Origin of the sequence: Actinocorallia herbida (assembly GCF_003751225.1) — a bacterium.
Taxonomy (GTDB): Bacteria; Actinomycetota; Actinomycetes; order Streptosporangiales; family Streptosporangiaceae; genus Actinocorallia; species Actinocorallia herbida.
Map to the genome: position 1 here is coordinate 8,283,518 of NZ_RJKE01000001.1, position 26,534 is coordinate 8,310,051.

Below are 26,534 nucleotides of genomic sequence, written 5' to 3' on the forward strand. Positions count from 1 at the left end.
CACCACAGGTGCCAACGGTATTCCCGGCCGACCTGCCGGGGAGGGTCCGCAGGCCCCGGGGCGGGTCCGGCCTGGGCGGGCCGGACCCGGGACGTCAGGCGGCGTCGTCGGAGGCGCCGGTCTCGGCGCCGGGGATGGTGGGCGAGGCGTTGATGAACGCCGCGGCGACCGCCGCGGCGTTGACCTTGCCCTCGACGGCCAAGGCGATGCCGTAGGTGTTCTGGTTGTTCTGGTAGTACCCCACGAACCAGGAGACGGTCTTGCCGCCCTCTTCGACGGTCGCGGCGAGGCCGCCCTGGTACCTCCGGTGCCCGGAGACCGCGGCCTTGGCGGTGCCCTTGTTGACACCCATCGACATGATCTTCTGAAGCTGCGTCAGCATGGTCGGATCGATGGACCGGGCGAGCGGGGGCGTGGTGGGCGGCGGGTCCTGGATCAGCAGGGGCTCACGCCAGGTCCCGTTCTGGAGGGCCGCCGCGAACAGCGCCATCGTCAGCGGGCTGACCTTGACGTCGCCCTCACCGACGGCGAAGCGGGCCTTGTCCGCCTCCGTGACGGGGGCGAGGCCCTGGGGCTCGGAGTGCCTGACCTTCGACAGGTCCCAGGAGGTCTGGCCGTCGAGACCGAACTTCTGGAGGGTCGTGGCCAAGGCCGTGGGGTCGACCGCCGCGCCCTCGCGGGCGAGCGCGGTCCGGCAGCCGGTGGCCACGTTCAGGCCGAGCGTGGACTGTGTGCGCGGCTTGGACACCGAGAACACCTCGCCGCCGATGGTCTCCTCCTCGGTGCACTCCGAGGCCGTCTCCGGCTTCTGCCCGCCGTTGGCGAGCAGCGCCGCGGCGACGACGGGCGAGAAGGTCGTGCCGGGCGAGTAGAGCCCTTCGAAGGCGAGGTTCTGGACGCCGGTCATGTGGTTGGCCGCGGCCAGCACCTCGCCGGTCTGGCTGCGCACCGCGACGAGCGAGGCGGGCACGGCGAGGTCCCGGAGCGCGTTCTCGGCGCGGGCCTGCACCGCCCGGTCGATGGTGGTGCGGACGGGCATGGGCTCGCGCGGGGTCAGATCGTCCTGCCCTGCGGTGGCGACCTCGGCGTCGGCCTCGCTGAAGTCGCGGATCTCCTTGCGGCGGTCGCCCTTCGCGTCGAGGATCACGACCTTGACGGACGGCAGGCCGGCCAGGCGCCGCTGGAACAGCAGCTGGAGCCCGGACGAGCCGACGGTGTCGCCCGGCTGGTAGGGCGCGCCGACCTGGCTGAGCACGTCGTTGGTGGCCGGGCCGACGAGCCCGAGAAGCGCCTGGGCCTGGACGGGCTGGGTCTCCAGGTTCTTCGTGCGCAGCTCGACGCCGGGCACCCCGCGCAGCTTCCGCGCCTGGGGGCCGCCGTTGGGAACCTCCGCGAGCTGGAGGAAGGCGCGCGGCGGAGCCGAGGAGATCCGGCCCTTGAGCCGGTCCTTGTCCTGCCCGGTGACGTCGCCGATGCCGTCGACCGTGGCGTCCACGTCGGTGAGGTGGGTGGGGACCACGCCGAACACATCGGTCTTCAGAGACTGGAGCATCGTGCGGCCCTTGTTGTCCTGGATCACCTCCCGCGGCGCCGACTCGGAGACGACGGCGAGGCGTTCGCCCTCCTGGAGCGCCGGGTGGATCACCGACGGGCTCCAGACGACCTTCCAGATCCCGCCGATCCGCTTGAGGTTCATCTGCCCCTGGTACTCCAGGGGGCGGCCGTTCTCGCCCAGGTCGATCCTGACCTGGAAGCGGGCCGCGGCGGTGTCCGCACCGGTCTTCTCGATGCGGCCCTCCTCTTCGGGGCCGCCCGGGGTGCTCGCGGGCCGCAGCCGCAGCCGCAGCGAGGCCGCGTCGAGCTGGGTCCGCACGCCCTCCAGGGCCTGCGCGACCTCCTTCGGGTCGCCGGTGGTGTGCTCGGCGGCCGCCTCGTAGTTCGCCACCTGCCAGGCGACGAGGAAGTCCTTCACCGTCGTGAACGGGGAGGCCTGCGCGCACGCCGACAGCAGGCCTGCGAGCATCACCCCGACCGTCGTCGCCCCGACGACCCTGCGTGTCCTGCTCACTTCACCGACCCCGGTTCCGCGCTCGGAGCTGCCGGGCCATCTCCCGGTCGGCCTCGCGCTGGGCAATGGTCTGCCGCTTGTCATGCGTCTTCTTGCCCCGGGCGAGACCGATCTCGACCTTGGCCCTGCCGTCCTTGAAATACAGGGCGAGCGGGATGAGCGTCAATCCCGGCTCGTTGGTCTCTTTGAGGATCTTGGAGATCTCACGCCGGTGCAGCAGGAGCTTGCGGGTGCGCCGGGCCGTGTGGTTGGTCCAGGTGCCCTGGGAGTACTCGGGGATGTGGATGTTGTAGAGGTAGACCTCACCGTGCCCGTCGACCGCGGCATAGCCGTCGACGAGGGACGCGCGGCCCTGGCGCAGCGACTTGACCTCGGTCCCGGTGAGCACCATGCCGCACTCCCAGGTGTCCTCGATGTGGTAGTCGTACCGCGCCTTCTTGTTCTGGGCGATGTACTTCTGGCCCTGCTCCCGAGGCACTTGCTCTGCTCTCCCCTACCTAGGCTCCGGACAGTCCCGCGAGGACGGTCCGGGCACGCTCCTCGGCGTCCGATTCCTCGGCCGCCACATCCGGTTCGACGCCGGTACCTTCGAGATTATGGCCGTCGGGGGTCTCATAGCGACCCACGGTCAGCTCCACCGCCGACCCGTCCGGCAGCCGCACCGGCTCCTGCACCGTCCCTTTCCCGAATGTCGGTGATCCTACGAGCACCGCCCGGTCCCGGTCCCGCAGGGAGCCCGCGACGACCTCGGCGGCGCTCGCGGTCCCCTGGTCCACCAGTACGACGACGGGAATCCGCGCGTCGCCGGGAGATGTGACGGTGATCACTTCCGGGTCGGTGCCGTTGCCGTCGTAGGTGACGACGGGCCCCTCGGCCAGGAAGGCCGAGGCGGTGTCGACGGCCTCGGTCAGCAGCCCGCCCGGATTGCCGCGCAGGTCCAGCATGACCGCGTGGCTGCCCGTGACGCCCTCGCGCACCCGCTGCCCGACGCCGCGGGTGAACACCGCGACCCGGATGACGGTCAGGTCGCTCTGCCGCAGGACGCTCACGTCGCCGGTCTCGGGCTCGGGGTCGACGACCTTGCCTTCCCCGGCCAGCCAGGCGGTGAAGTCGGCGAACTCCTGCGGCGGGTAGTAACGCGCCCAAGGGTCGCCGAGTTCCCGCACCATCGCCCGCAGGGCGGCCTCGCGCAACCGGGTCCGGCTGACGTGCCCCTCAGCGGCGTCCGCGATCGCGTCGACCGCGTCGTCGAGGACCCTGTCGTCGCCCGGCACGCCACCGCCCGCCGCCGCGGGGCCCGGACGGGCCGGTTCGACCGACATCGTGCCGAGTGTGTAAGCGCCGAGCAGGGCGGCCACCACGGCCGCCCCGCGCACTGACCGCCGAGGCCTGGACACCCCGGCAGCTTAAATCTTCAGGTAGCGCCGCAGGGTCAGGAAGGAGGCACCCGCGCAGAGCAGCACACCGACGGCCATCGAGAAGATGATGACGCCCGCGACCTGGGTCCAGGTGAGCTGGGTGGCGAACTGGAGCGACTCCTGGAGCCGGTCGATCAGCAGGACCTTGCTGCCGACCAGCAGCAGCGCCGCGATCACGCCGCCGAACAGACCCGCGATCGCGCCCTCCAGGATGAAGGGCAGCTGGATGTACATGTTGGACGCGCCGACCAGCCGCATGATGTTGGTCTCGCGGCGTCGGCTGAACGCCGACAGCCGGACCGTGTTGCCGACCAGCAGGACCGCCGCGAACACCTGGATCAGCGCGATGAACAGCGCCGCCCACTGGAGACCGCCGAGGATGCGGAACAGCTTCTCCAGCAGTTCGCGCTCGTTGACGATCTGGTCGACGCCGGGGGCGTCGTTGGCCGCGGTGATGACCTCTTCGAAGTTCGTCGGATCCTTGAGCCGCACCCGCAGCGAGTCGGGGATGTCGCCTTCCTTGACGGCGGCGATCATGCCCGGGGTGTTGGCGAAGAGGTCCTGGAACCGCTTGAAGGCGGCGTTCTTGTCCTCGTACTCGACCTCGGCGACCTGAGGCAGCGCCTTGAGGGTCGAGACGAGGGTCTCGCGCTCGTCCTTGGTGGCTTCCTTGTTGCCGCAGTCCTGGTTGGAACTGGTCTTGGCGCAGAGGTAGATCGAGACGTTGACCTTGTCGTACCAGTAGGTCTTGGACGAGTCGACCTGCTTCTTCAGGAGCATGCCGGTGCCGAACAGCGCCATGGCGATCGCGACCGTGATGACGAGGGAGATCGTCATCGTCAGGTTGCGGCGCAGGCCGATCCAGATCTCCTGGAACACAAAGTAGAGTCTCATCGGGGAAATTTCCTCAGTAGGCCTGGCCGTAGACGCCGCGCGACTGGTCCCGGACGACCCGGCCGTCCTCGAGTTCCACGACGCGCTTGCGGAAGGCGTCGACGATGGCGGCGTCGTGCGTGGCCATGACCACGGTGGTACCGGTTCGGTTGATCCGGTCGAGCACCTTCATGATGCCGATGGACGTCGCCGGGTCGATGTTCCCGGTCGGCTCGTCCGCCAGCAGGATCATCGGGCGGTTGACGAACGCGCGCGCGATGGCCACGCGCTGCTGCTCGCCGCCGGACAGCTCGTCCGGCATCCGGTGGCCCTTGCCGTCGAGGCCGACGAGGTCGATGACCTCGGGCACGACCTTGTTGATGAAGCGGCGGGGCTTGCCGATGACCTCGAGGGCGAACGCGACGTTCTCGGTGACGCTCTTGTTCGGGAGGAGTCGGAAGTCCTGGAAGACGCAGCCGATGCGGCGGCGAAGATGGGGGACCTTCCAGTTCGTCAGCTTGTTCAGGTCCTTGCCGGCGACGTAGACGTGCCCCTGGGACGGGCGCTCTTCCTTCAGCACCATCCGCAGGAACGTCGACTTGCCCGACCCCGACGGACCCACCAGGAAGACGAACTCGCCCTTTTCGACGGCGACGTTGCAGTGCTGGAGGGCAGGCCGGTTCTGGTTCGGGTAGACCTTGGTGACGTTGTCGAAATTGATCACGGCTGCATCACGGTGCGCCAGTCTAGGGGCTGATGGGCCACGGTGTCCCCCTCGGAGTTGGCTCTGGAGCAGTCTAGGGGTGACACTGGCATGGATAGTCCTTCTTCCGGACATCTGATTCCGCTCGGCAAGAACGAAGCAAGGGAGGCGCGCCGTGAGCTGTGAACACCTGATCTGCGCCCGATGCGCACACCCCGTAGAAGAGGGCAACTGCCCTTCCTGCCGCGCCGCCCGAGCCCGCTTCCACCACCACGGGCCGACTCCGCAGCAGCTCATGATCCTCTGCGCGCTGCTCCTGCTGCTCGCCTTCTCGCTCGCCCTGCCGCACCTGGCGGGCTGAGCCCGCGGCAACGCGAAGAGCCGGGCTCCGGGGGCCCGGCTCTGACGCGAGTGTCTTAGTTGTCGCCTTCGCCCGCTTCGGCCTTGCGGAGCCAGCGGATCTCGGCCTCGAGGAACTCGTCGATCCAGCCGTCGAGGACGCGCTCGGGGTTGCCCTCCTCGTGGAGGGTGCGCAGGTCCTTGACCATCTGGTACGGGTGCACCACGTAGGAGCGGATCTGGGTGCCCCAGGAGCTGGTGCCCTCGCCGCGGAGCTTGTTGAGCTCGTCGGCCTCCTCCTGGCGCTTGCGCTCCAGCAGCTTGGCCTGGAGCACGTTCATCGCCGAGGCGCGGTTCTGCAACTGGGAGCGCTCGTTCTGGCAGGAGACGACGATGCCGGAGGGCAGGTGGGTGATGCGGACCGCCGAGTCGGTGGTGTTGACGCCCTGGCCGCCGGGCCCGGAGGACCGGTAGACGTCGATGCGCAGGTCGTCCTCGTTGATCTCGACGTGGTCGCTCTGCTCCACGACCGGCACGATGTCCACGCCGGAGAAGGAGGTCTGGCGGCGGCCCTGGTTGTCGTACGGGGAGATACGGACCATCCGGTGGGTGCCGTGCTCGCCGCGCAGAGTGCCGTAGGCGTAGGGGGCCTTGACGGCGAAGGTGGTGGACTTGATGCCCGCCTCTTCGGCGAAGGAGGTCTCGTAGATCTCCGTCGGGTAGCCGTGCCGCTCGGCCCAGCGCAGGTACATCCGCTGGAGCTGCTGGGAGAACGCCGCGGCGTCGACCCCGCCCGCCTGGGCGTTGATCGAGACGAGCGCCTCGCGGGCGTCGTACTCGCCGGACATGAGGGTGCGCACCTCGAGGGAGCGCAGGTCGCCGGCGAGGGTGTCCAGCTCGGCGTCGGCCTCGGCCTTGGTGTCGGAGTCGTCCTCCTCCGCGGCCATCTGGTAGAGGACTTCGAGGTCCTCGAGGCGGCCGCGCAAAGCCTCGACCTTGCCCAGCTCGCTCTCCAGGCTGGACAGCTTGCGGGTGACGCTCTGGGCGTGCTCCTGGTCGCTCCACAGGTCCGGGTCGGCTGCTTGGTCGCGCAGTTCGGCGATGTCACGGCGCATGATGTCGAGATCCATCACCGCCTCGATGCCGGTGAGGGTCGCGCCCAGCTCCTTGATCTGATCCATGGGGTCGATGGCTGCCACCCGTCAAGCTTATCCGCCCGCCGCGGCGCGCCGGGCAGCGTGGGGTGATGGCACAATCTGACGCCAATGGCCGTCAAGATTCGGAAGGGGACGCCGTGCGGATTACGGTGATCTGCGCCGCGGCCCTGCTGCTCGCCTCCGGGTGCGCGGGGGCGGCCGAGCCGCCGCGCGTGGCCTCGATCCCGATGGCCGCGAGCAGCGCCGACACCCCGCTGACGCCGGAGAGCGCCGCCACCGCGTTCCGGACGTGGACCGTCAACGACGATCTCGCCCGTGCCTCGGCCGACGGCCTGCTCGCCCAGTCCTGGTCGGAGGACTCCCAGCTCGGGGTCGGCGCCGCGGAGTTCCGGGCGGCGGCCGCGGCGGGGAAGACCCCCGTCCGGCACGGCTACGGGAAGCCGGCGCTGTGGGTGCCGCGGCTGACCGGGTACCCGCAGTGGTTCGTCGCCTCGGTCGAGCGGGACGGGTCCCGGGTGCTGATGGCGTTCATCCGCAAGAACCCCGACGCCCGGTTCCGGTTGAGCATCGCGGTCACGCCCGGCAAGGGCGTCAAGCTGCCCAAGGTGCCCGTGGACGAAGAGGGCTACGCCGCGCTCGTCGACTCCGCCGACCAGCAGGGCCTGCTCACCAGCCCCGGCGCGGTCGCGTCGCTCCAGGCCGCGGTGGCCGACGAGGGGCCGGGCAGCTTCTCGGCCCGGGTGCTGAAGGGCGGCCCGTACACGACCGGTCTGTTCAGCGCGCATGAGAAGGCCGCGCAGAAGGCGGCGAAGGACGGCCTGCGGCGCACCAGCACGTTCACGGTGCCGGTCCAGCCGGTCTTCGCGCTGCGCACCTCCGATGGCTCGGCGCTGGTGCTCTACCCGCTGACCAGCGACACCACGACGGCGCGCAAGGACGCCTCGGACACCGCGCCGCTCCCGCTGCCGAAGGAGTTCGCCCACCTGATGCCGCTCGGCGGCGGCGTGTCGCGGGAGATCGAGGCCACCGAGACGCACGAGATCGGCAGCCTCCAGTTCGCCGCCGTGGTCCCCGCGTACAAGGGCGGAGACGAGCGCCCAAAGGCCGCGGTGATCGCCCATGGCGGAGGGGTCACCAGGATCAATTCATCCTGAACGCAGTGTGATCGGCCATGTACTGTGCGATGCTTCCGGGCGACGCACAGTCCATCACCCAACGAGGCCCTTCATGCGCACTGCGTACACGGCACTTGCCGTTCTCCCACTCCTCCTCAGCTCCGCCTGCGGCGGTGGCGCGGACAAGGCGGCCGACGCCGACGCGCCGCCAGCCCTGACCCTGGACCAGGCGAAGACGGTCCTCACCGAGTTCCAGACGACGACGGCCAAGGCCGCCGGCGCCCTGAACGCCGCGCTGCTCACGCCGGTGGAGACCGGGCCGCAGCTCGAGATGGACACCGCGGCCTACAAGCTGCTCAAGGCGACCGACAAGAAGGCCCAGGCCGTGTCGTACGCCGACCCGATCTACTACATCCCGCGGATCGCCGACGGCCAGCCGCGCTGGTTCGCCGTGGACGCCCAGTCCGGCACCGACACCCGGCACGCGCTCCTGTTCGTCGAGGAGGGCGACGGGAGCTGGAAGCTCGCGGCCGACCCGCAGCGCAAGGAGGCGACGCCGCTCAAGGGCGTCACGGTCGACGGTTCCGGGTTCGCCGAGGTCGCCTCGGACGGCCTCGCGCTCCAGCCCGCCCAGCTCGCCGACGCGCACGCCACGCTGCTGACCGACGGCCCGCAGGCCGCCGGGGCCGCGGGGCTCGCCTCCGGTCCGCAGACGACCGACACGCACGCGATGATCCAGAAGATCGACACCGGGCTGAACCAGGCCGGGGTCGCCTTCTCCACCACGTTCACTCCCGCGGGCACCTCCACCTACGCGCTGCGGACCGACGACGGCGGCGCCTTCGTCTGGTACGTGCTGCGCCAGAAGGAGAACTACAAGGGCGACAAGGTCCCCGTCGCGGGCGACCTCGTCGGCCTCGCGCCCAAGGGCAAGGTCAAGAACCTCACCGCCACCACGCTCATCCAGTACCTGGCCTCCGTGCCGACGACCGGTGACGCCCAGGTGACCGCGGTGAGCCGCAAGGCCGTGGAGGCCACCTCCTCCTGACGGCCCTGCGCCGGAGCGACTCCGGCCCCCGGCGCGCCGATGCGGGGCGTTACGACCGCTGCCCCGTCCCGCACCGGCGTTGAAATACGAAGGGCGCCCCTGGATGGGGGGCGCCCTTCGTGCTGTGCGACCCGCGCGGTGCGCCCCGCGCGGGCCCGTCAGGGGGCTAGTCCGGCAGGGTGCTGGCCCGGACCAGGGTGCGGATGGCGCGCAGCGCGACCGACAGGGTCGCCAGGTCGTAGCTGTCGCTCTCCCAGATCTCCGAGAGCATCTGGCCCGACCGCCGCACCGCGGCCTCGTTGCGCAGGTTCCACGCGGCGACCCGGGCCTCCGGGTCACCGGTCGGGGTGTTCACCAGGACGTCCCTGGCGAGTTCCGCGTGCGCGGCGTACAGGTCGTCGCGCAGCGCCGAGCGGGCCATCGCCTTCCACCTGTCGTCCCGCGAGAGCGCGAAGATCCGCTCCCGCAGCCGGGCGAGCTGGAGCCGGTCACCGAGGTCGAAGTACACCTCGGCCACCTCCTGGACGGGCTTGCCCGTGCCGTGCGCGGTCTCGACGAGATCCAGCGTGGAGTAGGCGGCCACCATGATCGCGGCACGCTCGGCGAGGTCCAGCGGGACGCCCCGGGCCGCGTACATGTCGCGCCGCTCGGTGAACGTCTCGAGGTCACGCCCTGACAGCAGGCCGGGCAGGGCCGTCTGGAGCTTGCGCGCCCCGTCCCTGAACCGCGCGATGGAGGCCCGGATGTCGAACGGGGGCCGCCGGTTGGCCACCAGCCAGCGGGTCGCCCGCTCGGTGAGCTTGCGCGATTCGAGCAGCAGCTTGATCTGCGCGGACTGCTCGATCTGCCCGCCGACCGCCTCGACGTCCGCCCAGTACCGCTGCATGTCGAAGACCTCGCGGGCCACCAGGTAGGCGCGGGCGAGATCGGCGGGGGACGCCCCGGTCTCCTCGTTCAACCGGAAGATGAACGTGGTGCCCGAGTTGTTGACGACGTCGTTCACCACCTGGGTCGCGATGATCTCGCGGCGCAGCGGGTGCTCGTCCATCGACTGCCGGAACCGCTCGCGCAGCGCCGTCGGGAAGTACTGGACGAGCCAGTCCTCCAGGTACGGGTCGTCCGGCAGGGTCGAGTCGGTGATCTCGTCGTCGAGGGTGAGCTTGGTGTAGGCCAGCAGGATCGAGATCTCCGGGGAGACCAGGCCCTGGCCGGCCTGGCGGCGCTCGGCGATCGTCTTGTCGTCGGGCAGCGCCTCGAGCCTGCGGTTGATGCCGCCCTCGCGCTCCAGCTTGCGCAGGTAGCGGGAGTGGACGTGCATCATGCTCGCCGCCTGCGACCTGGTCGCGCCCAGCACCACGTTCTGCCGGTAGTTGTCGCGCAGGACCATCGCGCCGACCTCGTCGGTCATCTCGTCCAGCAGGGCGTCGCGCTGGCGGAGCGTCAGTTCGCCGTCGCGGACCGCCTTGTCCAGCAGGATCTTGATGTTCACCTCGTGGTCGGAGGTGTCCACGCCCGCGGAGTTGTCGATGAAGTCGGTGTTGACCAGGCCGCCCTGCTTGGCGTACTCGATCCGGCCGAGCTGGGTGAGCCCCAGGTTGCCGCCCTCGCCGACGACCTTGCAGCGCAGTTCGCCGCCGTCGACGCGGACCGGGTCGTTGGCCTTGTCGCCGACGTCGGCGTTGCTCTCGGTGGACGCCTTGACGTAGGTGCCGATGCCGCCGTTCCACAGCAGGTCGACCGGGGCGAGCAGGGCCGCCCTGATCAGCTCGAACGGGGTCAGCGCGTTGACGCCCTCGGGGATCCCGAGCGCCGCCCGCATCTGTCGGCTGATCCGGATCGACTTGGCCGTGCGCGGGAACACGCCACCGCCCTCGGAGATGAGGGAGGCGTCGTAGTCGGCCCAGGAGCTGCGCGGCAGCGCGAACATCCGGCCGCGCTCGGCGAAGGACCGCGCGGGGTCGGGATCGGGGTCGATGAAGATGTGCCGGTGGTCGAAGGCGCACACCAGCTTGATGTGCTCCGACAGCAGCATCCCGTTGCCGAAGACGTCGCCGGACATGTCGCCGACGCCGACGACCGTGAAGTCCTCGGTCTGGGTGTCCCGGCCGAGGGTGCCGAAGTGGTACTTCACCGACTCCCAGGCGCCGCGGGCGGTGATGCCCATGGCCTTGTGGTCGTAGCCGACCGAGCCGCCGGAGGCGAACGCGTCGCCGAGCCAGAAGCCGTAGTCGGCGGCGACGCCGTTGGCGATGTCGGAGAAGGCCGCGGTGCCCTTGTCCGCGGCGACGACGAGGTAGGTGTCGTCGCCGTCGTGCCGGACGACGTTCGGGGCGGGCACGACCTTGCCGTCGACGAGGTTGTCGGTGACGTCGAGCAGACCGGAGATGAACTCCTTGTAGCAGGCGATGCCGTCGGACAGCCACTGGTCGCGGTCGATCGCCGGGTCGGGCAGCCTCTTGCCGACGAACCCGCCCTTGGCCCCGGCCGGGACGATGACGGTGTTCTTCACCGCCTGCGCCTTGACCAGGCCGAGGACCTCGGTGCGGAAGTCCTCGCGCCGGTCCGACCAGCGCAGGCCGCCGCGGGCGACCGACCCGAACCGCAGGTGGACGCCCTCGACCCGGGGCGAGTAGACGAAGATCTCGAACTTCGGCCGCGGCTCCGGCACCTCGGGGATGCGGGCCGGGTCGAACTTGAGCGACAGGTACGGGCGGCCCTGCCAGAAGTTGGTGCGGAGCGTGCCCTGGACCATGTCGAAGAAGCTGCGCAGGATACGGTCCTCGTCGAGGCTGGCGACCTCGTCGAGCATCCCGGACAGCTCCTCGGAGATGGCGTCGCTGCGCTCGTCGGCGCCGGCGGTGAGGGCCGGGTTGAGGCGCGACTCCCAGAGCCGGACCAGCAGCCGCGCGATCGCGGGGTTCCCGCGCAGCACGTCCTCGATGTAGTGCTGGGTGAAGGCGGTGCCGATCTGGCGCAGGTACTTGGCGTAGGCGCGCAGCACCATCGTCTGCTGCCAGGTGAGCCCGGCGTGCAGGACGAGGGCGTTGAAGCCGTCGCTCTCCACGTCGCCGCGCCACAGCGCCATCAGCGCTTCCTGGAACAGGCCCTTGAGGCGCCCCTCCTCCACGTCCGTGACGGAGTGGCGCAGGCCCAGGTCATAGATGAAGTACCTGCTGCGGTCACCGGTGTTGATCTCGTACGGCCGCTCGTCGACGACCTCGACGCCCATGTTCTGCAGCAGCGGCAGCACGTGGGACAGCGAGATGGGCTCGCCGCGGTGGTAGATCTTCAGCCGGATCTCGCCGGGGCCCGCCTCGTACGGTTCGTACAGGCTCATGGTGGTCTCGACGGCCTCGTCGAGGGTGTCGAGGCTGCGGAGGTCGGCCACGGCGGTGCGGGCCGGGAAATCGGCCTTGTAGGCCTCGGGGAAGGCGTCCCCGAACCTTGAGGACAGCGCGCGGGCGGGCTCCTCGCCGACCTGGGTGACGATCGCCTCGGCCAGGTCGTCCGACCACGAGCGGGTCGCGGCGGCGAGCCTGGTCTCCAGCTCGTCGGGATCGACGTCCGGCAGGTCGCGGCCGCGCTCGCCGCGCACCACGACGTGCAGGCGGGCCAGCTGTCCCTCGGTGACCTGGGCGCTGTAGTCGACCGCGACGCCGTCGAAGGCCCGGCGCAGGATCTCCTGGATGCGCAGCCTGATCTGGGTCGTGTACCTGTCGCGCGGCAGGTAGACCATGCACGACATGTAGCGGCCGTAGTCGTCCTTGCGCAGGAACAGCTTGACCCGGCGGCGATCGCGCAGCCGCAGGACGCCCGTCGCGATCCGGACGAGGTCGTCGACCGACGTCTGGAACAGCTCGTCGCGCGGGTAGTCCTCCAGGATCTCGATGAGGTCCTGGCCGTCGTAGGACTCGGGGGTGACCTCGGCGCGCTGGAGGACCTCGTCGAGCTTGCGCTTGAGCACCGGGATGTGCGAGATCGACTCGGAGTAGGCGACGTGCGTGAACAGCCCGAGGAAGCGCCGCTCGCCGACGACCTCGCCCGCCTCGAACCGCTTCACCCCGATGTAGTCGAGGTAGTGCGGGCGATGGACCGTCGCACGGCTGTTGGCCTTGGTGAGGATGAGCATCTTCGGCTCGCGCGCCTTGGCCCTGACCTCGGGCGGCATCGCGGCGAAGCTGCCGGACTCCTTCTTCTCCTCGCGCAGGACGCCGAGGCCCGTGCCGGGGACGGGCACCAGCGTCGTGCCGTCCTCCGACAGGTCGTAGTCGCGGTAGCCGAGGAAGGTGAAGTGGCCGTCGGCGAGCCAGTCGAGCAGCTCGACGCCCTCGGCGATCTCCTTCTCCGGCAGCGGCGGCGGGTCCTCCCGCACGTCGAGCGCGATCTGGCCGGCGAGCGACTGCATCATCGGCTCGTCCTCGTCGGCCATGTAGACGTCCTTGAGGACGCGTTCGAGATCGGCCTTCAGCTCGCCGAGCGTCTCCGGCTCGGTGGTCCGGTCGATCTCTATGTGCAGCCACGACTCGTCGACGTCGTCGAGGATGTCGCGGCTGTGCCGGAAGCTCTCCAGCCTCCCGTCCGCGTCTCGGTCGACGCCCATCAGCGGGTGCACGATCAGGTGGACGGCGAGCCCGTGCCGGTTCAGCTCCATGGTGAGCGAATCGATCAGGTAGGGCATGTCGTCGGTGACCGCCTGCACCACGCTGTGCCCGGGGTCCCAGCCGTATTCCTCCACCCCTGGGGTGAAGACCCGCAGGAGGGTCTGGCCCGGCTTGCGGCGCTCGCCGAAGTGCCGGTGCCCGAGCGCGGGCCCGCAGACGTCGGCGGGGTCGCGGGTGAGCAGGTCCTCCGGGGCGACCTGCCGGTAGTACAGCCTAAGGAAATCCAGCACCTGCTCGGTCTCGTGCGGTTTGGCGCACGTGTGCGCCGCCCGGCGCAGCAGGTCGTCCTTGGCTTCGTCGAGTGTGCCCATGGTCGGCAGCGATCCCTTCATCACTCCGTTGTGATGTCCGCATGCGTACCACGCCCACCCTAGACCTCCGGGCATCGGGGCCGGGTCCCGTCCCCCCGCGTCAGGCCCGGACGCGGCCCGTCGTCGTGGTGCCGGCGCCGCCCGCCGTGCCGGGATCCGGGGTCGTGGTCGCCGTCGGCTCCACGGGGTCGGTCGGCTCGGGCGTCGGCTCGACCGGGTCGGTCGGCTCGGTCGTCGGCTCCGTCGTCTCGTCGGGGTCGTCCGGGGCGTCGGTCGTCTGCGACGGCTTGACGGTGGGCTTCGTCGGCTTGGTCGTCGGGGTCTCGGTCGCCTCGGTCGGGGACGGGCCCGTGCCCTGGCCGCTCTGGCCGCCCGGGTCCACCGGCTTGGACGGCTTGGGGGTGTCGATCGGACGACCCTCCCGGTCGGTGTCCAGACCGGTGCTCGACGGCGTCGTTATCGTGTTCGGGACCGCGGTGGAGCCGGAGGAGATCCGGTAGATGACGAAGCCCGCGCCGCCCGCGGTGAACACCGCGAACGAGACCGCGGCCGCGGTGATGAACCACGGGACCTTGGCGGCGCGGCGGGCCTGGCGGGCCTCGCGCCGCGGGTAGACGCCGGGCACTGCGGGCAGCTCGCCGCCGCGGGCCGCCCACTGGGCCGGGCTGAGGCCCTGGACCGTGGTGCGGCCGGGGTCGAGCGAGGTGGTGTTGGGGTCGCCCTGGACGGCGAGGGCCGCGCCCGCGTTCAGCATCGCGGTCGGCTCGTCGCCCGGCGCGACGACCGGGGTGGGCGCGTCGGCGTGGCCGAGCAGCCGCATGAGGACGTCGCGGGTGGACGGGCGGTCGTGGGGGTTCTTGGCGAGGCAGGCGCTGATGAGCGTGCGCAGCGAGCCCTGGAGGTTGCCGAGCTCCGGCTCGTGGTTGGCGATCCGGTTGATCACGGCCATGATCGTGTCCTGGCCGAACGGCGGCTCGCCGGTCGCGGCGTAGACCATCGTGGACGCCCAGCAGAACACGTCGGCGGCGGTGCTCACCTCTTCGCCCTCGACCTGCTCGGGCGACATGTACGAGGGGGTGCCGATGACCCGGCTGGTGAGGGTCGTCGAGGAGCTGAGGGCCTTGGCGACGCCGAAGTCGATCACCCGCGGGCCGTCGGGGCCCAGCAGGACGTTGTGCGGCTTGAAGTCGCGGTGGATGATCCCCGCCTGGTGGATCGACACCAGGGCCGTCGCGGTGCCTACCGCGAGCCGCTCCAGGTCGGCCTCGTCGAGCGGGCCGTCCTGCTGGACGCGCGCCTGGAGGCTCGGGCCCGGCACGAACTCGCTGACCGTGTAGAACTGGTCGCCGTCGGCGCCCACGTCGTACAGACGCGCGGTGCAGAAGGGCGCCACCTTCTTGGCGACCTCCACCTCCCGCAGGAACCTGGCGCGCGCCTTGTCGTCGGCCTCCAGGTGCAGCAGCTTGATCGCGCGCGGTTCGCCGCCGTCGATGTGCCGGCCGAGGTAGACGACGCCCTGCCCGCCCTCGCCGAGCCGCCCCTCGATCTGGTACTGGCCAAGGCGCAGCGGATCATTGGACCGAAGCTCCGCCACCATTGTTGGTCTTCCCCCGTCGTCGCCGCCTTACGGCACCCGTCACTACACCGAGCCCGGCCGTTCGCTTCGCCGTGCTCGCCCGCGTGTCGGATGGACTGTACAGGCGCGAAGCCGGGGGGCGCAGTAGAGCACCTTTTTGGAACAGGACGCCCGAAGACCCCCTAACCGTTGCCCGGTACGGAGAATTACTTTCCCGCGCGGGACCTGACCTGGATTTTTCTGATCCACACCTTCGGCGCAAGTGACTTGCCTCACATCGTGCCGGACGGGGTCCTCCACGTCGAGCCTTAACGCGAACGGAGGTCCGCCTGTCGGAAAGCGACGGGCCGCCGCGGCGCTTGGACCTCGGGTTCCAGACCCGTCCGACGGCTTCGTAAGAAAAGAGTGACAGGACGGCGACGGCTGGGTCGCGGTTCGGTGAACACCCCTTCCCCGGCCGTCGGATCGCCCTCCGGAAGGGGTCTGAGCAGCCTTGAGAGGACCGTCAGCCGCGAGTGAGCCGGTCGACCGCGACGAGGACCGCGCGGGTGTCGGCGAGCCCCGGCAGCACCTCGTCCGCGCCCGCCGCGCGCAGTTCCGTCTCCGTCGCGGTGCCGGTCGCGACGCCGAGGCAGCGGGCGCGCGCGATCTGGGCCGCCCGGACGTCCAGCGGATGGTCGGCGACGAGCACGGTGGCCGACTCGGCGATCGTCGTCTTGTAGGCGGCCGCCGCCTTGATCCGCGAGGTCTCGATCGTCGCGCCCTTGGGGTAGACCGGCGAGAAGTACCCGCCGACGGCGAGGTCGAGATGGCGGTCCAGGCCGAGTTCGGCGAGCTTGATCCGGGCGGCGGCCTCCAGCGACCCCGTCAGCACCGACTGGATCGCGCCCGGAAGCCGTCCCGCCGCCTCCAGCGCCTCCGCCGCCCCCGGCAGGGCCCGCGCGTGCGCCCGCACCCTGTCCCGCCGGACCGAGTACGCCCGCGCCAGCGCCGCGGTGAACGCGTCGAGATGGTCGTCGCCGGTCACCACCCCGTTGAACGCCAGGGTCTCGAACACGATCTCCGACTCGGTCCGCCCCGCGGTCGGGGCCATCCGCTCCATAGGGACCCCCGCGACCTCCTGGAACGCCTCCGCGTACGCCTCACGCGTGACGCGCCCCGCGTCGAGCAGGGTGTGGTCCACATTCCACAAGATCAACCGATGACGACGCACCCGCACATGATGTCAGGCGCCCAGCGTGCCGCCTACAGGCGTCAGCGCATGTGGGGGTACCTGTGGTCGGTGGGCGGGACGAAGGTCTCCTTGAGCGCGCGGGGGTTGACCCAGCGCAGGAGGTTGAAGATGGAGCCCGCCTTGTCGTTGGTGCCGCTGGCGCGGGCGCCGCCGAAGGGCTGCTGGCCGACTACGGCGCCGGTGGGCTTGTCGTTGATGTAGAAGTTGCCCGCGGCGAAGCGGAGGCGCGCGGCGGCGTCGGCCGCGGCGGCACGGTCGCGGGACATGATCGAACCGGTCAGGCCGTAGGGGCTGACCGACTCCATCTGGGTGAGCATGTCGTCGTAGCGGGCCTCGTCGTACACGTGGACGCCCAGGATCGGGCCGAAGTACTCGGTCCGGAAGATCTCGTCGGCCGGGTCGTCGGACCTGAGGATCGTCGGGCGGACGAAGTACCCCTCGGTGTCGTCGTAGCGCCCCCCGGCGACGAGTTCGACCCCGTCCGTCCCGGCCCGTTCGATCGCGGCCCGGTGCTTGGCGAACGCCCGCTCGTCGATGACCGCGCCCATGAACAGCGACTGGTCCTCCGCGACGTTGCCCATCGTCAGCGACTCGGTGACCGAGACCAGTTCGTCCTGGATCTCCCGCCACAGCGCGCGCGGGACATAGGCGCGCGACGCCGCCGAGCACTTCTGCCCCTGGTACTCGAACGCGCCGCGCACCAGCGCGGTGACGAGCGAGGCGGGGTCGGCGCTGGGGTGCGCGACAACGAAGTCCTTGCCTCCGGTCTCCCCCACCAGGCGCGGATAGGACCGGTAGCCGCCGATGTTGGTGCCGACCTCCGTCCACAGGCGCCGGAACGTCGCGGTCGAGCCGGTGAAGTGGATGCCCGCGAGGTCGGGGTGGGTGACCGCGGCCTCGGCGATCGCCTCGTGGTCGCCGGTCAGCAGGTTGACGACGCCGGGCGGCAGGCCAGCCTCTTCCAGCAGCCGCATCGTGAAGTGCGCCGCGAACGCCTGGGTGGGCGACGGCTTCCAGACGACGGTATTGCCGAGCAGGGCGGGGGCCGTCGGGAGATTCCCGGCGATGGAGGTGAAGTTGAACGGGGTGATCGCCAGGACGAAGCCCTCCAGGGGGCGGTACTCCATCCGGTTCCAGATGCCCGGCGCGTTCCCCGGCTGCTCGGACAGGAGCTGCCGGGCGTAGGCGACGTTGTAGCGCCAGAAGTCGATCAGCTCGCAGGCCGCGTCGATCTCCGCCTGGACCGGGCTCTTGGACTGGCCGAGCACCGTCGCGGCGTTGAGCACCTGCCGCCACGGTCCGGACAGGAGGTCGGCCGCGCGCAGGAAGATCGCCGCCCTGTCGTCGAAGCTCAGCGCGCGCCACCCGGGTGCGGCCTCGCGGGCCGCCTCGATCGCGGCGACGGCGTCGGCGGGGGTCGCGTTGTTCATCCGGCCGAGCACATGGCCGTGGTTGTGCGGTTCGACGACGTCGATGCCGCGCCCGCCGCCCGGCCTTCGCCTCCCGCCGATGGTCATCGTCAGTTCCAGGCTCGTCGAGCCCAGTTCCTTGATCTCGGCCTCCAGGGCGGCCCGCTCGGGGCTGCCCGGCGCGTACGACTTCACCGGCTCGTTCTGCGGGGCCGGGACGTGGGTGACGGCATCCATGATCCGGTCATTACCCCGCGTCATGGGCGTGGCAACCGTCCGTGAACGGATGCGGAGAGGCCGGACCGTCAGCCCGTCAGGGTCCAGCGGGCGCCCTTGAGGCGCATGACGTAGCGGTCGGCGGCGGGGCTCGCCGGGGCGCCGAGCGGCCAGCCGAGGTCGGCGGCCTGGAAGATCCAGGTGTCGGCCCGGGTCCCCGGGGCCGGCGGGCCGACCTTCACCGCGCGGAGCCTGGCCCCGTCCTCGGGGGTGAGGGAGGCGATCCACGCCGCGCAGGTGCCGCCCAGACGGGCACGGGCGAAGGCCGGGGCCACCTGGGCGCACACCTTCGTCCGACCGGCCCCCGCACCGCGCAGGACCCGCTGGAGCGCCTTGCGCGCCTTGCCGCCGTCGGCGGCGGGCTCGGTCTGCGGGCTCGCGGCCGGATCACTGGCGAAGAGCGGGAGTTCCGGCTCTGGGGTCAGCGGCGGCATTGTCTGCGCCGCCTCTCCCGCGCCGCAGCCCGCCAGCAGCACGGCTGCGCATCCCGCGGCGACCGCTCGTCCCAGCACGTCGGACCCCTTTCCGCGCCGGAACCTATCGCCGCGATGCTCCCCGCGTCCAACGAACGACCGCGGGAGGCATCGGGGAGCACGTCACGTCACAGCGCGCTGGTGATTCCGGTGCCGAGCTTGGGGCCGTCCGGGACGTCGACCGGCAGCTTCCCCTGCGGCACCGCCCGGCCCGTCAGGACCTTCGCGAGACCCCGCAGGGAGGTCGCGCTGGAGGAGTAGGTGGCGACGGCGGCCTGCGCCTCGCCGGTCTGGCGCAGGCCGTAGGGGCTGCCGAGGACCACCGCGACGACCTTGCGCCGCCCGGCCAGGGAGGCGAGGTACGACGAGGTCTCCGACCCCGGGGTGACCGTGGTGATGACGTGCGTGGGCGAGTCCGCTCCGCCGATCTTGACGCCCTCGGCCTTGAGCGCCGCCGCGACCCGGTCGGACTCCGGGCCGGAGACGTACACCTTGCCCTTGAGCGGCAGGACGTCCTTGTCGCGCACGACCGTCACCGCGCGGGTGGCCACGTCGAGCGCGGTCGCGCGGTGCTCGGGGGTGTGCTGGGCCGCCGCGGCGGCCGAAGGGTCGACGGTGGTCCCGGCGAAGAGGCCGCGCGCCTCCTTCATCGTGAGGACCCGGATGACCGCGGCGTCCAGGGCGTTCTGCGAGATCCGCCCCTTCTTCACCGCCTTGACCAGGGCGGCGTGCGTCGCGGCCGGGTCCGGCGGCATGAGCAGGAGGTCGGCCCCGGCCAGCACCGCGCGGACCGCCGCCTCGGGCGCGCCGCCCTCGACCTGCGCGCCCGCCATCTGGAGCGAGTCGGTGACGATGACGCCCCGGAACCCGAGCTGCTCGCGCAGCACCCCGGTGAGGATCTTCTTCGACATCGTCGCGGGCACCTTGCTCTTGTCCAGGGCCGGGACGACGAGGTGACCGGTCATGATCGCGTCGACGCCCGCCTCGATCGCGGCGCGGAACGGCGGCGCGTCGAGCTCCTGCCACTGCTTGACCGTGTGGTCGATCTCGGGCAGGCCGGTGTGGCTGTCGACCGAGGTGTCGCCGTGACCGGGGAAGTGCTTGGCGACGGCCGCGACCCCCGCCGTCCGGTACCCGTCGACCGCGGCGGCGACGAACCCGCCGACGGCGTCCGGGTCGGAGCCGAACGAGCGGACCCCGATGACGGGATTGCGCGGATCGACGTTGACGTCGGCGACGGGCGCGAAGTTGAGGTTCACGCCGATGGCCTTGAGCTCGGCCCCGGTCGTCAGCGCCGCCTGGCGGGCGAGTTCGGGGTCGCCGGTGGCGCCGAGCGCCATCGCGCCGGGGAAGGCGGTGGCGAAGTCCGTCCGGGAGACGATGCCGGTCTCCTCGTCGACGCCGAGGAACAGCGGGATCTCGGACTTCTCCTGGAGCGCCTGGGACAGCTCGGCGGCCTTGCGCGGGGTCTTGAGGTTCCCGGGGAAGTAGATGAAGCCGCCGACGCCGTAGTCCTGGACCAGCTTCGCGCCGTCGGCCGCGTCGCGCACGGTCGGCAGCAGGAGCTGGCCCACCTTCTCCTGGACGCTCATCTGCTCGACGAGGGTCACCGCGATCGGGACGGGTTCGGGCGTGGGCGTGGCCGAGGACGGCTCGGCCGCGGGCCGGTTCTCACCCCCGGCGCCGGACGAGCAGGCGGCCAGCGCGGTGCATCCGGCCAGGGCGACGGCCGCGAACCGCGCCACAGTACGTGTCCTCATGACGACTCCCCCCATGCACGGGGAGGGTAGTACCCGTCTGCACCGCCCTGCGCCACCGCACACGCCGCGCGGGGGCGCCTTTGCCCGAACCTGCCCGGTTCAGGCCGCGGAGAGCCTCCGGATCGCCATCCGCGCCGCGCCCGCCGCCCCGTCGCCGGCCGCGCACGGCTCGCGCGAGAACCGCTCGCGCAGGCCGGCCCTGACGAGTTCGGCGACCATGCCGCCGCTCAGCACCGACCCGGCCATGACGACCGGGGAATCGGGATCGCCGAGCGCCGGCATGATCGCGTCGACGTCGAGGAGCAGGGAGTCCGCGGCCTCGTAGACGATCCTGAGGGCGACCTCGTCGCCGAGCGAGGCGGCCTCGCTGACGACCGGGCCGACCTTGCCGAGGGCGGCGGGGGGAGCCCCGTAGACCTCCTTGAGGATCGCCTGGGGCAGGCCCGTCGCCGGCGGCGCCGGGCGTCCGAATCCCGTGGGCGCCTGGCCGGATCCGGCCAGGACCAGAGAACGGGGCCTGAGCCCCAAGGCCGCCTCCCGTCCCAGCAGCGCCTCGGGCACCAGATCGGCGAGTAGAGTTTCGGGCCCTCTGCCATCCATCGCGGCAAGTGCGGCCTTTACCCCCTGACGTCCGATCCAGACGGCCGAGCCCTCGTCGCCGAGGAGGTAGCCGTAGGCGTCGGCGCGGGCGACGATCTCGCCGTCCCGGATGACCGCGGCCCCCGCCCCGGTCCCGGCGAACACCACGATCCCCGACGCGGCGGTGGTGCCCGACGCGAAGTTGATGGCGATGTCGGTGAAGACCTCGGGCTGCCCGGCGATGCCGAGCTTCTCCCACGCGCGCTGCGAGGCCGAGACCAGCACGGGACGGCCCGCGGCACCGGCTCCGGCGATGCCGAAGACCCCGCCCCGGACCGCCGACGGGTCGACCCCGGACATGGCTTCGGACAGCGCCTCACCCAGCGCCTTCTCCGGGTCGCCCCCGGAGTTCGGGTTGGCCCCCGGCCCCCTGCCCTCCCCGACGACGGTTCCGTCGAGGGTCGCCAACGCACACCGCGTGTGGGTGCCCCCCGCGTCGATCCCCACGACGTACGGTTCCGAGCCGCAGAGCGGACCGGACGGCGGCGCGTCGTTCGGGCTGGCGAAATCACTCATCACATCACGTCCGTAAATACTTAGGCGTTGACGCGACAAACCCCTTGTAAGAAACTTTCTTCCATGAGGAAACCCGAAGGTCAAGACACGGGACACCAGGAAGCGGGACACGCAGCACCTCCACTGAGCACGGTGGTCAGAGTCCGGTCACTGCTGCCGAACCTCCCGCCGGCCGAACGGCGGGTCGCCCAGCGGGTGGTCGACGACCCCGAGGGGGTGGCGAACTCGACCATCACCGAGCTGGCCCAGGCGTGCGGGACCTCGGAGACCACAGTCATCCGGTTCTGCCGGGCGATCGGCTTCAGCGGATACCCGGAGCTGCGGCTGACGCTCGCCACCGAGGCAGGGCGCGCCCAGTCCGCGTCCGGCGGGAGGGTGGTCGGCAGTGACATCGGACCGGATGACTCTCTCGAAGAGTTGGTGGAGAAGGTCACCTTCGCCGACGCCCGCGCGGTGGAGGAGACCGCGGCGCAACTCGACCTCGCGACCCTGGCCAGGGTCATCGACACGGTCGTGGCGGCCCGGCGCGTGGACGTCTACGGCGTAGGCGCCAGCGCCTTCGTCGCCCTCGACTTCCAGCAGAAGCTGCACCGCATCGGCCACACCTCCTATGCGTGGTCCGACGCACACATCATGCTGACGAGTGCGGCAGTTCTCCAGCGGGGTGACGTAGCCGTCGGCATCTCGCACAGCGGCACCACCGTCGAAACGTTGGATGCGCTGGCGGTGGCGGCCGGGCGTGGCGCGACCACGATCGCGCTCACCAACTTCCCCAAGAGCCCCATAGCCGAGCAGGCCGACCTCGTTCTGACGACCGCGGCGCGTGAGACGACCTTCCGTTCGGGCGCGACGGCCAGCCGGCTCGCCCAGCTGACCGTCATCGACTGCGTGTTCGTCGGCGTCGCGCGGCAGACCTACGAGCCGACCAGGGAGGCCCTTGAGGCCACCTACACCGCAGTTCACGGCCGCAGTGTCCGGCCGGAGAGGAAGAGGCGATGACCGATATGCCCGCCAGCCCGCCCAGCCCGCCCACCCAGCTCCCCGCCCCCGTCAACCTCCCCATCGACCTGCCCACCGAGCGCCGCAACCCCCGTACCGCCGAGATCGACACCCTGCCCACCCTCGAAGTGCTGCACCGGATCAACACCGAGGACGAGCGGGTGGCCCAGGCCGTCGCCGAGGTGCTCCCCCAGGTCGCCGACCTCGCCGACCTCGCCGTCGCCGCCCTGCGCCGCGGCAACCGGGTGCACTACTTCGGCGCGGGCACCTCCGGACGGCTGGGCTTCATCGACGCCGCCGAGCTCCCGCCGACCTACGGCACTCCCCCCGAATGGGTCGTCGCGCACCACGCGGGCGGCGCCGCGGCCCTGTCGTCCGCGGTCGAGGGCGTCGAGGACGACGTCGCGCTGGGCGCCTCGGACGCGGGCACGGTCCGGCGCGGCGACGTCGCCATCGGCATCGCGGCGAGCGGCACCACCCCCTACGTCGTGGGCGCGCTGCGGCACTCCGCGGAGATCGGGGCGTCGACCGGGCTGATCTCGGCCAACCCGTCGTCGTGGTTCGGCCGCGAGGTCGACGTGCACGTCGGGCTCGACACCGGACCCGAGGTGATCAGCGGCTCGACCCGGATGAAGGCCGGGACGGCGACGAAGATGGTGCTGAACGCCTTCTCCACGACCGTCATGATCAGGCTGGGCCGCACCTACTCCAACCTCATGGTGAGCGTCAACGCGCTCAACTCCAAGCTGCGCAGGCGCCTCATCCGCATCCTCGTCGAGGCGACCGGCCTCGACGGGCGGACCTGCGAGCACGCGCTCGCCGAAGCGGGCGGCGACACCCGGGTCGCCCTCGTCACCCTCCTCGCCGACGTTCCCCCCGCCCGTGCCGCCCGCGCCTTGGAGGACGCGGGCGGCGCGGTCAGAGAGGCCCTGCTGCTCCTGGGCGACGTCAGGAGGGACACCGCCTAGGACAGGTACGGCCTGAGCTCCTGACGGGCCAACGTCCGGACATGCACCTCGTCCGGGCCGTCGAACAACCGCATCGCACGGACCCAGGTGTACATCGCCGCCAGCGGCGTGTCATCGGAGACCCCCGCCCCTCCGTGGATCTGAATCGCACGGTCGATGACCTCGTGCGCGATCCGCGGCACCACGACCTTGATGGCCGCGATCTCGGTGCGCGCGCCCTTGGCGCCGTGCTTGTCGATCAGCCACGCGGTCTTGAGCGTGAGCAGCCGGGCCTGCTCGATCGCCATCCGCGACTCGGCGATCTGCTGCTGGACGACGCCCTGCGCGGCCAGCGGCTTGCCGAACGCGACGCGGTCGGCGGCCCGGCGGCACATCAGCTCGAGCGCGCGCTCGGCCATGCCGAGGGCCCGCATGGCGTGGTGGATGCGGCCGGGGCCGAGCCGCGCCTGGGAGATCAGGAACCCGTCGCCCTCTTCGGCGATGAGGTTCGTGACGGGCACGCGGACGTCCTCGAAGCGGAGCTCGCAGTGGCCGTGCTGGTCGTGGCGGCCGAACACGGTCAGGTCCCGCACGATGGTGAAGCCGGGGGTGTCGCGGGGCACCAGGACCATCGACTGCTGGCGATGCGCCGGGCCGTCGGGGTCGGTCTTGCCCATCACGATGAAGATCTTGCAGCGCTCGTCGGCCGCGCCGGTGATCCACCACTTGCGGCCGTTGATCACGTACTCGTCGCCCTCGCGGACGATGCTCATGGTGATGTTGGTGGCGTCGGAACTCGCCACGTCCGGCTCGGTCATCGCGAAGGCCGAGCGGATCTCGCCGTTGAGCAGCGGCTCCAACCACGCCTTCTTCTGCTCGTCGGTGCCGAACATGTGCAGGACTTCCATGTTGCCCGTGTCGGGCGCCTGGCAGTTCAGCGCCTCGGGGGCGATGTCCGGGCTGCGGCCGGTGATCTCGGCGAGGGTCGCGTACTCCAGGTTCGACAGGCCGCCGAGGTCGGGCAGGAAGAGGTTCCACAGGCCGCGCTTGCGCGCCTCTGCCTTCAGCTCCTCCACGACCGGGGGCAGCGCGTGCGGATCGTTGACCGCGCGCCACTCGGCGTAGACCTGCTCTGCCGGATAGACGTGGGAGTCCATGAACTCCAGCAGCTTGGCCTGGTATTCAGCCGCCTTCGGGCTCAGTTCGAAGTCCATGCCGGAAAGTCTCGCACCCGCGCGTCAGCCGCCACTTACCGGGGCGGGGCCAAGTGACTCACGAGTCAGCTCTACCATGTCCGGTATGACGCTACGTGCGGTGATCACCGACTGGGGCGGTGTCCTCACGTCCCCCCTGAACGACGCGATCAAGCTCTGGCTGGAAGCCGACCGCATCGACGCCGCAACCTACAAGACGACGATGCGCACCTGGTTCGCCAACGCCTACGCGGGCGAGCACGCCGCGTCGGCCTACTCCGGCGGCAACCTCATCCACGCGCTGGAGGACGGCTCCCTGCCGCCCGCCGAGTTCGAACGGCTCCTCGCCGCCGAGCTCGTCACCGTCGACGGCGGGGCGGTCGCCGCCGAGGGGCTGCTGGACCGCATGTTCGCGGCCTTCCACCCCGTCGCGCCCATGTACGAGGCGCTGCACACCGCCAAGGCCGGCGGGCTCCAGACCGCGCTGCTGTCGAACTCGTGGGGGAACACCTACCCGCGCGACCTGTGGGCCGGACTGTTCGACACCGTCGTCATCTCCGGCGAGGTCGGCATGCGCAAGCCGGCGCCCGAGATCTTCGCGCACACCCTCGACGCCCTCGGCCTCGCCGCGCACGAGTGCGTGTTCATCGACGACATCGCCGAGAACATCACCGCGGCCGAAGCCCTCGGGCTCACCGGGGTCCTGCACACCACGCCCGAGAGCACCCGGACGGCGCTCACCGGGCTGCTCGGGTTCCCGCTGTAGGAACGGCTCAGTCCAGGTAGCCCCAGGCCCTGGCGATCGGCACGAGCGCCTCCGGGATCTCCGACGGGTCGGGCAGCTCGCGGCCCGGCTGCACCCGGCCCGTGGTGATCTTGTCCCGCCAGTCGCCGATGCCCTTGATGATCGGGCCGTGGTCGCGCGCGCCGTACTCCAGCATCATCGGCGACCACTCGAGGCCGAGCTCGTCGCAGAGGCCGCGGGTCACCTTCTCGGGATCGGCCACGAGGTCCTCGTACCGGACCGTCGGCCCGGGGAGCCTGGTGCGGCAGCGCTCCACCGCCTCCATGAACCGCAGGGTGTGCGGAACCGTCTTCTCCCACGTCCGCTCCTCCGGATCGGCCTCATGCCAGGAACGCGCGATCGACACCGGGTGCCGGATGAGGAAGATCCACCGGGCGTCGGGCCAGCACTGCTGGATCCGCCACCACCCGAAGACGTTGCTCGGGGTCTTCTCCACGAGGACGTCCTTGCCGTGCCGGACCATCTCACGGTGCAGGACGCGGTCCCACAGCAGATGCTCCAGATCCGTCCTGGACAGGCCGGACGCCTCCGTCGCCATGCGCACGGGCGGCGACTTGAGCTCCACGCCCATCCGCCGCAGATGCATCTCGTGCGGCGCGTGGACGCGCGGGTGGCTGTCCAGCATCATCCGCAACAGCGTCGAGCCCGACCTGACCGACGACAGCAGGAACACGGGCTCGCGCAGCAGCCTGTCGACCTCGGGGTACCGCGGGGGCCGTGCCTCCTCGCGCTCTTCGGGCGGGGCGGGGGCCGGAGCGGGCACCGCCTTGCGCACCTCGTACCCCGTCCGTCTCACGAGCTGGTGCTGCACCACGTTTCGCCAGTTCATCCGGCAGAACGTAGAAGGGGTTGCCTACGTGTCGGCGAACGGTGCGTGGACTTCCTGTGAACGCCCGTTACCGAAGATGAATCAGTGTGAACGGACCCCTTCGGCGCGCCCGCGGGCGGGCGGCGTTTCCCGACCGCGGACGGCGCCGAATCGCGAACGCCCCGAAGGGCGGGGCCGAGCCGATC

Annotated in this window: 21 protein-coding genes; 6 read left to right on the forward strand and 15 right to left on the reverse strand. The window is 71.0% G+C overall.

The window, feature by feature from the left end:
• Positions 1–94: 94 nt before the first annotated feature.
• The 5 genes from EDD29_RS37625 to ftsE form a co-directional block, all read right to left on the reverse strand.
• Complete coding sequence (locus tag EDD29_RS37625; protein ID WP_170201736.1) at positions 95–2,068, reverse strand: penicillin-binding transpeptidase domain-containing protein; 1,974 nt, start codon at positions 2,066–2,068, stop codon at positions 95–97.
• Between the two features lies 1 nt (position 2,069).
• Positions 2,070–2,546, reverse strand: coding sequence for an SsrA-binding protein SmpB (smpB, locus tag EDD29_RS37630; RefSeq protein WP_123668959.1), 477 nt, complete (start codon positions 2,544–2,546; stop codon positions 2,070–2,072).
• 19 nt (positions 2,547–2,565) lie between these two features.
• Positions 2,566–3,390, reverse strand: a complete 825-nt coding sequence (locus tag EDD29_RS37635) for a S41 family peptidase (RefSeq protein WP_123670931.1) — start codon at positions 3,388–3,390, stop codon at positions 2,566–2,568.
• Positions 3,391–3,474: 84 nt separating this feature from the next.
• On the reverse strand, positions 3,475–4,380 hold the full coding sequence (gene ftsX, locus EDD29_RS37640) for a permease-like cell division protein FtsX (protein WP_211360134.1): 906 nt from the start codon (positions 4,378–4,380) through the stop codon (positions 3,475–3,477).
• A 13-nt stretch (positions 4,381–4,393) separates the two neighbouring features.
• Positions 4,394–5,083: a cell division ATP-binding protein FtsE gene (ftsE, locus tag EDD29_RS37645; protein ID WP_123668960.1), complete on the reverse strand. Its 690-nt coding sequence runs from the start codon at positions 5,081–5,083 to the stop codon at positions 4,394–4,396.
• A 154-nt stretch (positions 5,084–5,237) separates the two neighbouring features.
• On the opposite strand from ftsE, the gene EDD29_RS37650 reads away from it, so the two are divergent.
• Positions 5,238–5,423, forward strand: coding sequence for a hypothetical protein (locus EDD29_RS37650; protein ID WP_123668961.1), 186 nt, complete (start codon positions 5,238–5,240; stop codon positions 5,421–5,423).
• A 55-nt stretch (positions 5,424–5,478) separates the two neighbouring features.
• Here EDD29_RS37650 and prfB read toward each other — a convergent pair whose 3' ends face one another.
• Positions 5,479–6,600, reverse strand: coding sequence for a peptide chain release factor 2 (gene prfB, locus EDD29_RS37655; RefSeq protein ID WP_123668962.1), 1,122 nt, complete (start codon positions 6,598–6,600; stop codon positions 5,479–5,481).
• Positions 6,601–6,695: 95 nt separating this feature from the next.
• Between prfB and EDD29_RS37660 the strand changes: the two genes are divergently transcribed.
• Both EDD29_RS37660 and EDD29_RS37665 read left to right on the forward strand, forming a co-directional pair.
• Entirely contained in the window at positions 6,696–7,712 is a 1,017-nt protein-coding gene (locus tag EDD29_RS37660; protein WP_148086230.1) for a DUF8094 domain-containing protein, read from the forward strand.
• Positions 7,713–7,785: 73 nt separating this feature from the next.
• A complete protein-coding gene (locus tag EDD29_RS37665; RefSeq protein ID WP_123668964.1) occupies positions 7,786–8,721 on the forward strand; it encodes a DUF8094 domain-containing protein in 936 nt (311 codons plus the stop codon).
• A gap of 166 nt (positions 8,722–8,887) precedes the next feature.
• On the opposite strand, the gene EDD29_RS37670 is transcribed toward EDD29_RS37665, so the two are convergent.
• From EDD29_RS37670 to EDD29_RS37700, 7 genes are all read right to left on the reverse strand, one after another.
• A complete protein-coding gene (locus tag EDD29_RS37670) occupies positions 8,888–13,714 on the reverse strand; it encodes an NAD-glutamate dehydrogenase (RefSeq protein ID WP_246053204.1) in 4,827 nt (1,608 codons plus the stop codon).
• A gap of 79 nt (positions 13,715–13,793) precedes the next feature.
• On the reverse strand, positions 13,794–15,290 hold the full coding sequence (locus EDD29_RS37675; RefSeq protein ID WP_246053205.1) for a serine/threonine protein kinase: 1,497 nt from the start codon (positions 15,288–15,290) through the stop codon (positions 13,794–13,796).
• Positions 15,291–15,774: 484 nt separating this feature from the next.
• Positions 15,775–16,452 carry an HAD family hydrolase gene (locus tag EDD29_RS37680; protein WP_342774465.1) on the reverse strand — a complete coding sequence of 226 codons (678 nt, stop codon included), beginning with the start codon at positions 16,450–16,452 and terminating at the stop codon, positions 15,775–15,777.
• A gap of 71 nt (positions 16,453–16,523) precedes the next feature.
• Entirely contained in the window at positions 16,524–18,149 is a 1,626-nt protein-coding gene (gene pruA, locus EDD29_RS37685; protein WP_123668966.1) for an L-glutamate gamma-semialdehyde dehydrogenase, read from the reverse strand.
• A 68-nt stretch (positions 18,150–18,217) separates the two neighbouring features.
• On the reverse strand, positions 18,218–18,700 hold the full coding sequence (locus EDD29_RS37690; protein ID WP_148086231.1) for a hypothetical protein: 483 nt from the start codon (positions 18,698–18,700) through the stop codon (positions 18,218–18,220).
• Between the two features lie 89 nt (positions 18,701–18,789).
• Complete coding sequence (locus tag EDD29_RS37695) at positions 18,790–20,421, reverse strand: glycoside hydrolase family 3 protein (protein WP_123668968.1); 1,632 nt, start codon at positions 20,419–20,421, stop codon at positions 18,790–18,792.
• A 99-nt stretch (positions 20,422–20,520) separates the two neighbouring features.
• Positions 20,521–21,576, reverse strand: a complete 1,056-nt coding sequence (locus EDD29_RS37700; RefSeq protein ID WP_123668969.1) for an N-acetylglucosamine kinase — start codon at positions 21,574–21,576, stop codon at positions 20,521–20,523.
• 63 nt (positions 21,577–21,639) lie between these two features.
• Between EDD29_RS37700 and EDD29_RS37705 the strand changes: the two genes are divergently transcribed.
• Both EDD29_RS37705 and EDD29_RS37710 read left to right on the forward strand, forming a co-directional pair.
• Positions 21,640–22,575, forward strand: a complete 936-nt coding sequence (locus EDD29_RS37705) for a MurR/RpiR family transcriptional regulator (protein ID WP_123668970.1) — start codon at positions 21,640–21,642, stop codon at positions 22,573–22,575.
• Positions 22,576–22,580: 5 nt separating this feature from the next.
• Positions 22,581–23,543, forward strand: a complete 963-nt coding sequence (locus EDD29_RS37710; RefSeq protein WP_123670935.1) for an N-acetylmuramic acid 6-phosphate etherase — start codon at positions 22,581–22,583, stop codon at positions 23,541–23,543.
• On the opposite strand, the gene EDD29_RS37715 is transcribed toward EDD29_RS37710, so the two are convergent.
• On the reverse strand, positions 23,540–24,736 hold the full coding sequence (locus tag EDD29_RS37715; RefSeq protein ID WP_123668971.1) for an acyl-CoA dehydrogenase family protein: 1,197 nt from the start codon (positions 24,734–24,736) through the stop codon (positions 23,540–23,542). The genes EDD29_RS37710 and EDD29_RS37715 overlap by 4 nt on opposite strands.
• Positions 24,737–24,821: 85 nt before the next feature.
• On the opposite strand from EDD29_RS37715, the gene EDD29_RS37720 reads away from it, so the two are divergent.
• Entirely contained in the window at positions 24,822–25,481 is a 660-nt protein-coding gene (locus EDD29_RS37720; RefSeq protein WP_425454998.1) for an HAD family hydrolase, read from the forward strand.
• A gap of 7 nt (positions 25,482–25,488) precedes the next feature.
• On the opposite strand, the gene EDD29_RS37725 is transcribed toward EDD29_RS37720, so the two are convergent.
• A complete protein-coding gene (locus EDD29_RS37725) occupies positions 25,489–26,349 on the reverse strand; it encodes a sulfotransferase family protein (protein WP_123668973.1) in 861 nt (286 codons plus the stop codon).
• Between the last annotated feature and the right edge of the window lie 185 nt (positions 26,350–26,534).

Excerpts from the sequence above, each read along its gene's own strand:
- ftsX (WP_211360134.1), bottom strand. The coding sequence starts at position 4,380 with ATGAGACTCTACTTTGTGTTCCAGGAGATCTGGATCGGCCTGCGCCGC.
- EDD29_RS37725 (WP_123668973.1), bottom strand. The coding sequence starts at position 26,349 with ATGAACTGGCGAAACGTGGTGCAGCACCAGCTCGTGAGACGGACGGGG.
- EDD29_RS37665 (WP_123668964.1), top strand. The coding sequence starts at position 7,786 with ATGCGCACTGCGTACACGGCACTTGCCGTTCTCCCACTCCTCCTCAGC.
- EDD29_RS37695 (WP_123668968.1), bottom strand. The coding sequence starts at position 20,421 with ATGAGGACACGTACTGTGGCGCGGTTCGCGGCCGTCGCCCTGGCCGGA.
- pruA (WP_123668966.1), bottom strand. The coding sequence starts at position 18,149 with ATGGATGCCGTCACCCACGTCCCGGCCCCGCAGAACGAGCCGGTGAAG.
- EDD29_RS37710 (WP_123670935.1), top strand. The coding sequence starts at position 22,581 with ATGCCCGCCAGCCCGCCCAGCCCGCCCACCCAGCTCCCCGCCCCCGTC.
- EDD29_RS37715 (WP_123668971.1), bottom strand. The coding sequence starts at position 24,736 with ATGGACTTCGAACTGAGCCCGAAGGCGGCTGAATACCAGGCCAAGCTG.
- EDD29_RS37635 (WP_123670931.1), bottom strand. The coding sequence starts at position 3,390 with ATGTCGGTCGAACCGGCCCGTCCGGGCCCCGCGGCGGCGGGCGGTGGC.
- EDD29_RS37705 (WP_123668970.1), top strand. The coding sequence starts at position 21,640 with ATGAGGAAACCCGAAGGTCAAGACACGGGACACCAGGAAGCGGGACAC.
- EDD29_RS37670 (WP_246053204.1), bottom strand. The coding sequence starts at position 13,714 with ATGAAGGGATCGCTGCCGACCATGGGCACACTCGACGAAGCCAAGGAC.
- EDD29_RS37675 (WP_246053205.1), bottom strand. The coding sequence starts at position 15,290 with ATGGTGGCGGAGCTTCGGTCCAATGATCCGCTGCGCCTTGGCCAGTAC.
- EDD29_RS37700 (WP_123668969.1), bottom strand. The coding sequence starts at position 21,576 with ATGAGTGATTTCGCCAGCCCGAACGACGCGCCGCCGTCCGGTCCGCTC.
- EDD29_RS37720 (WP_425454998.1), top strand. The coding sequence starts at position 24,822 with ATGACGCTACGTGCGGTGATCACCGACTGGGGCGGTGTCCTCACGTCC.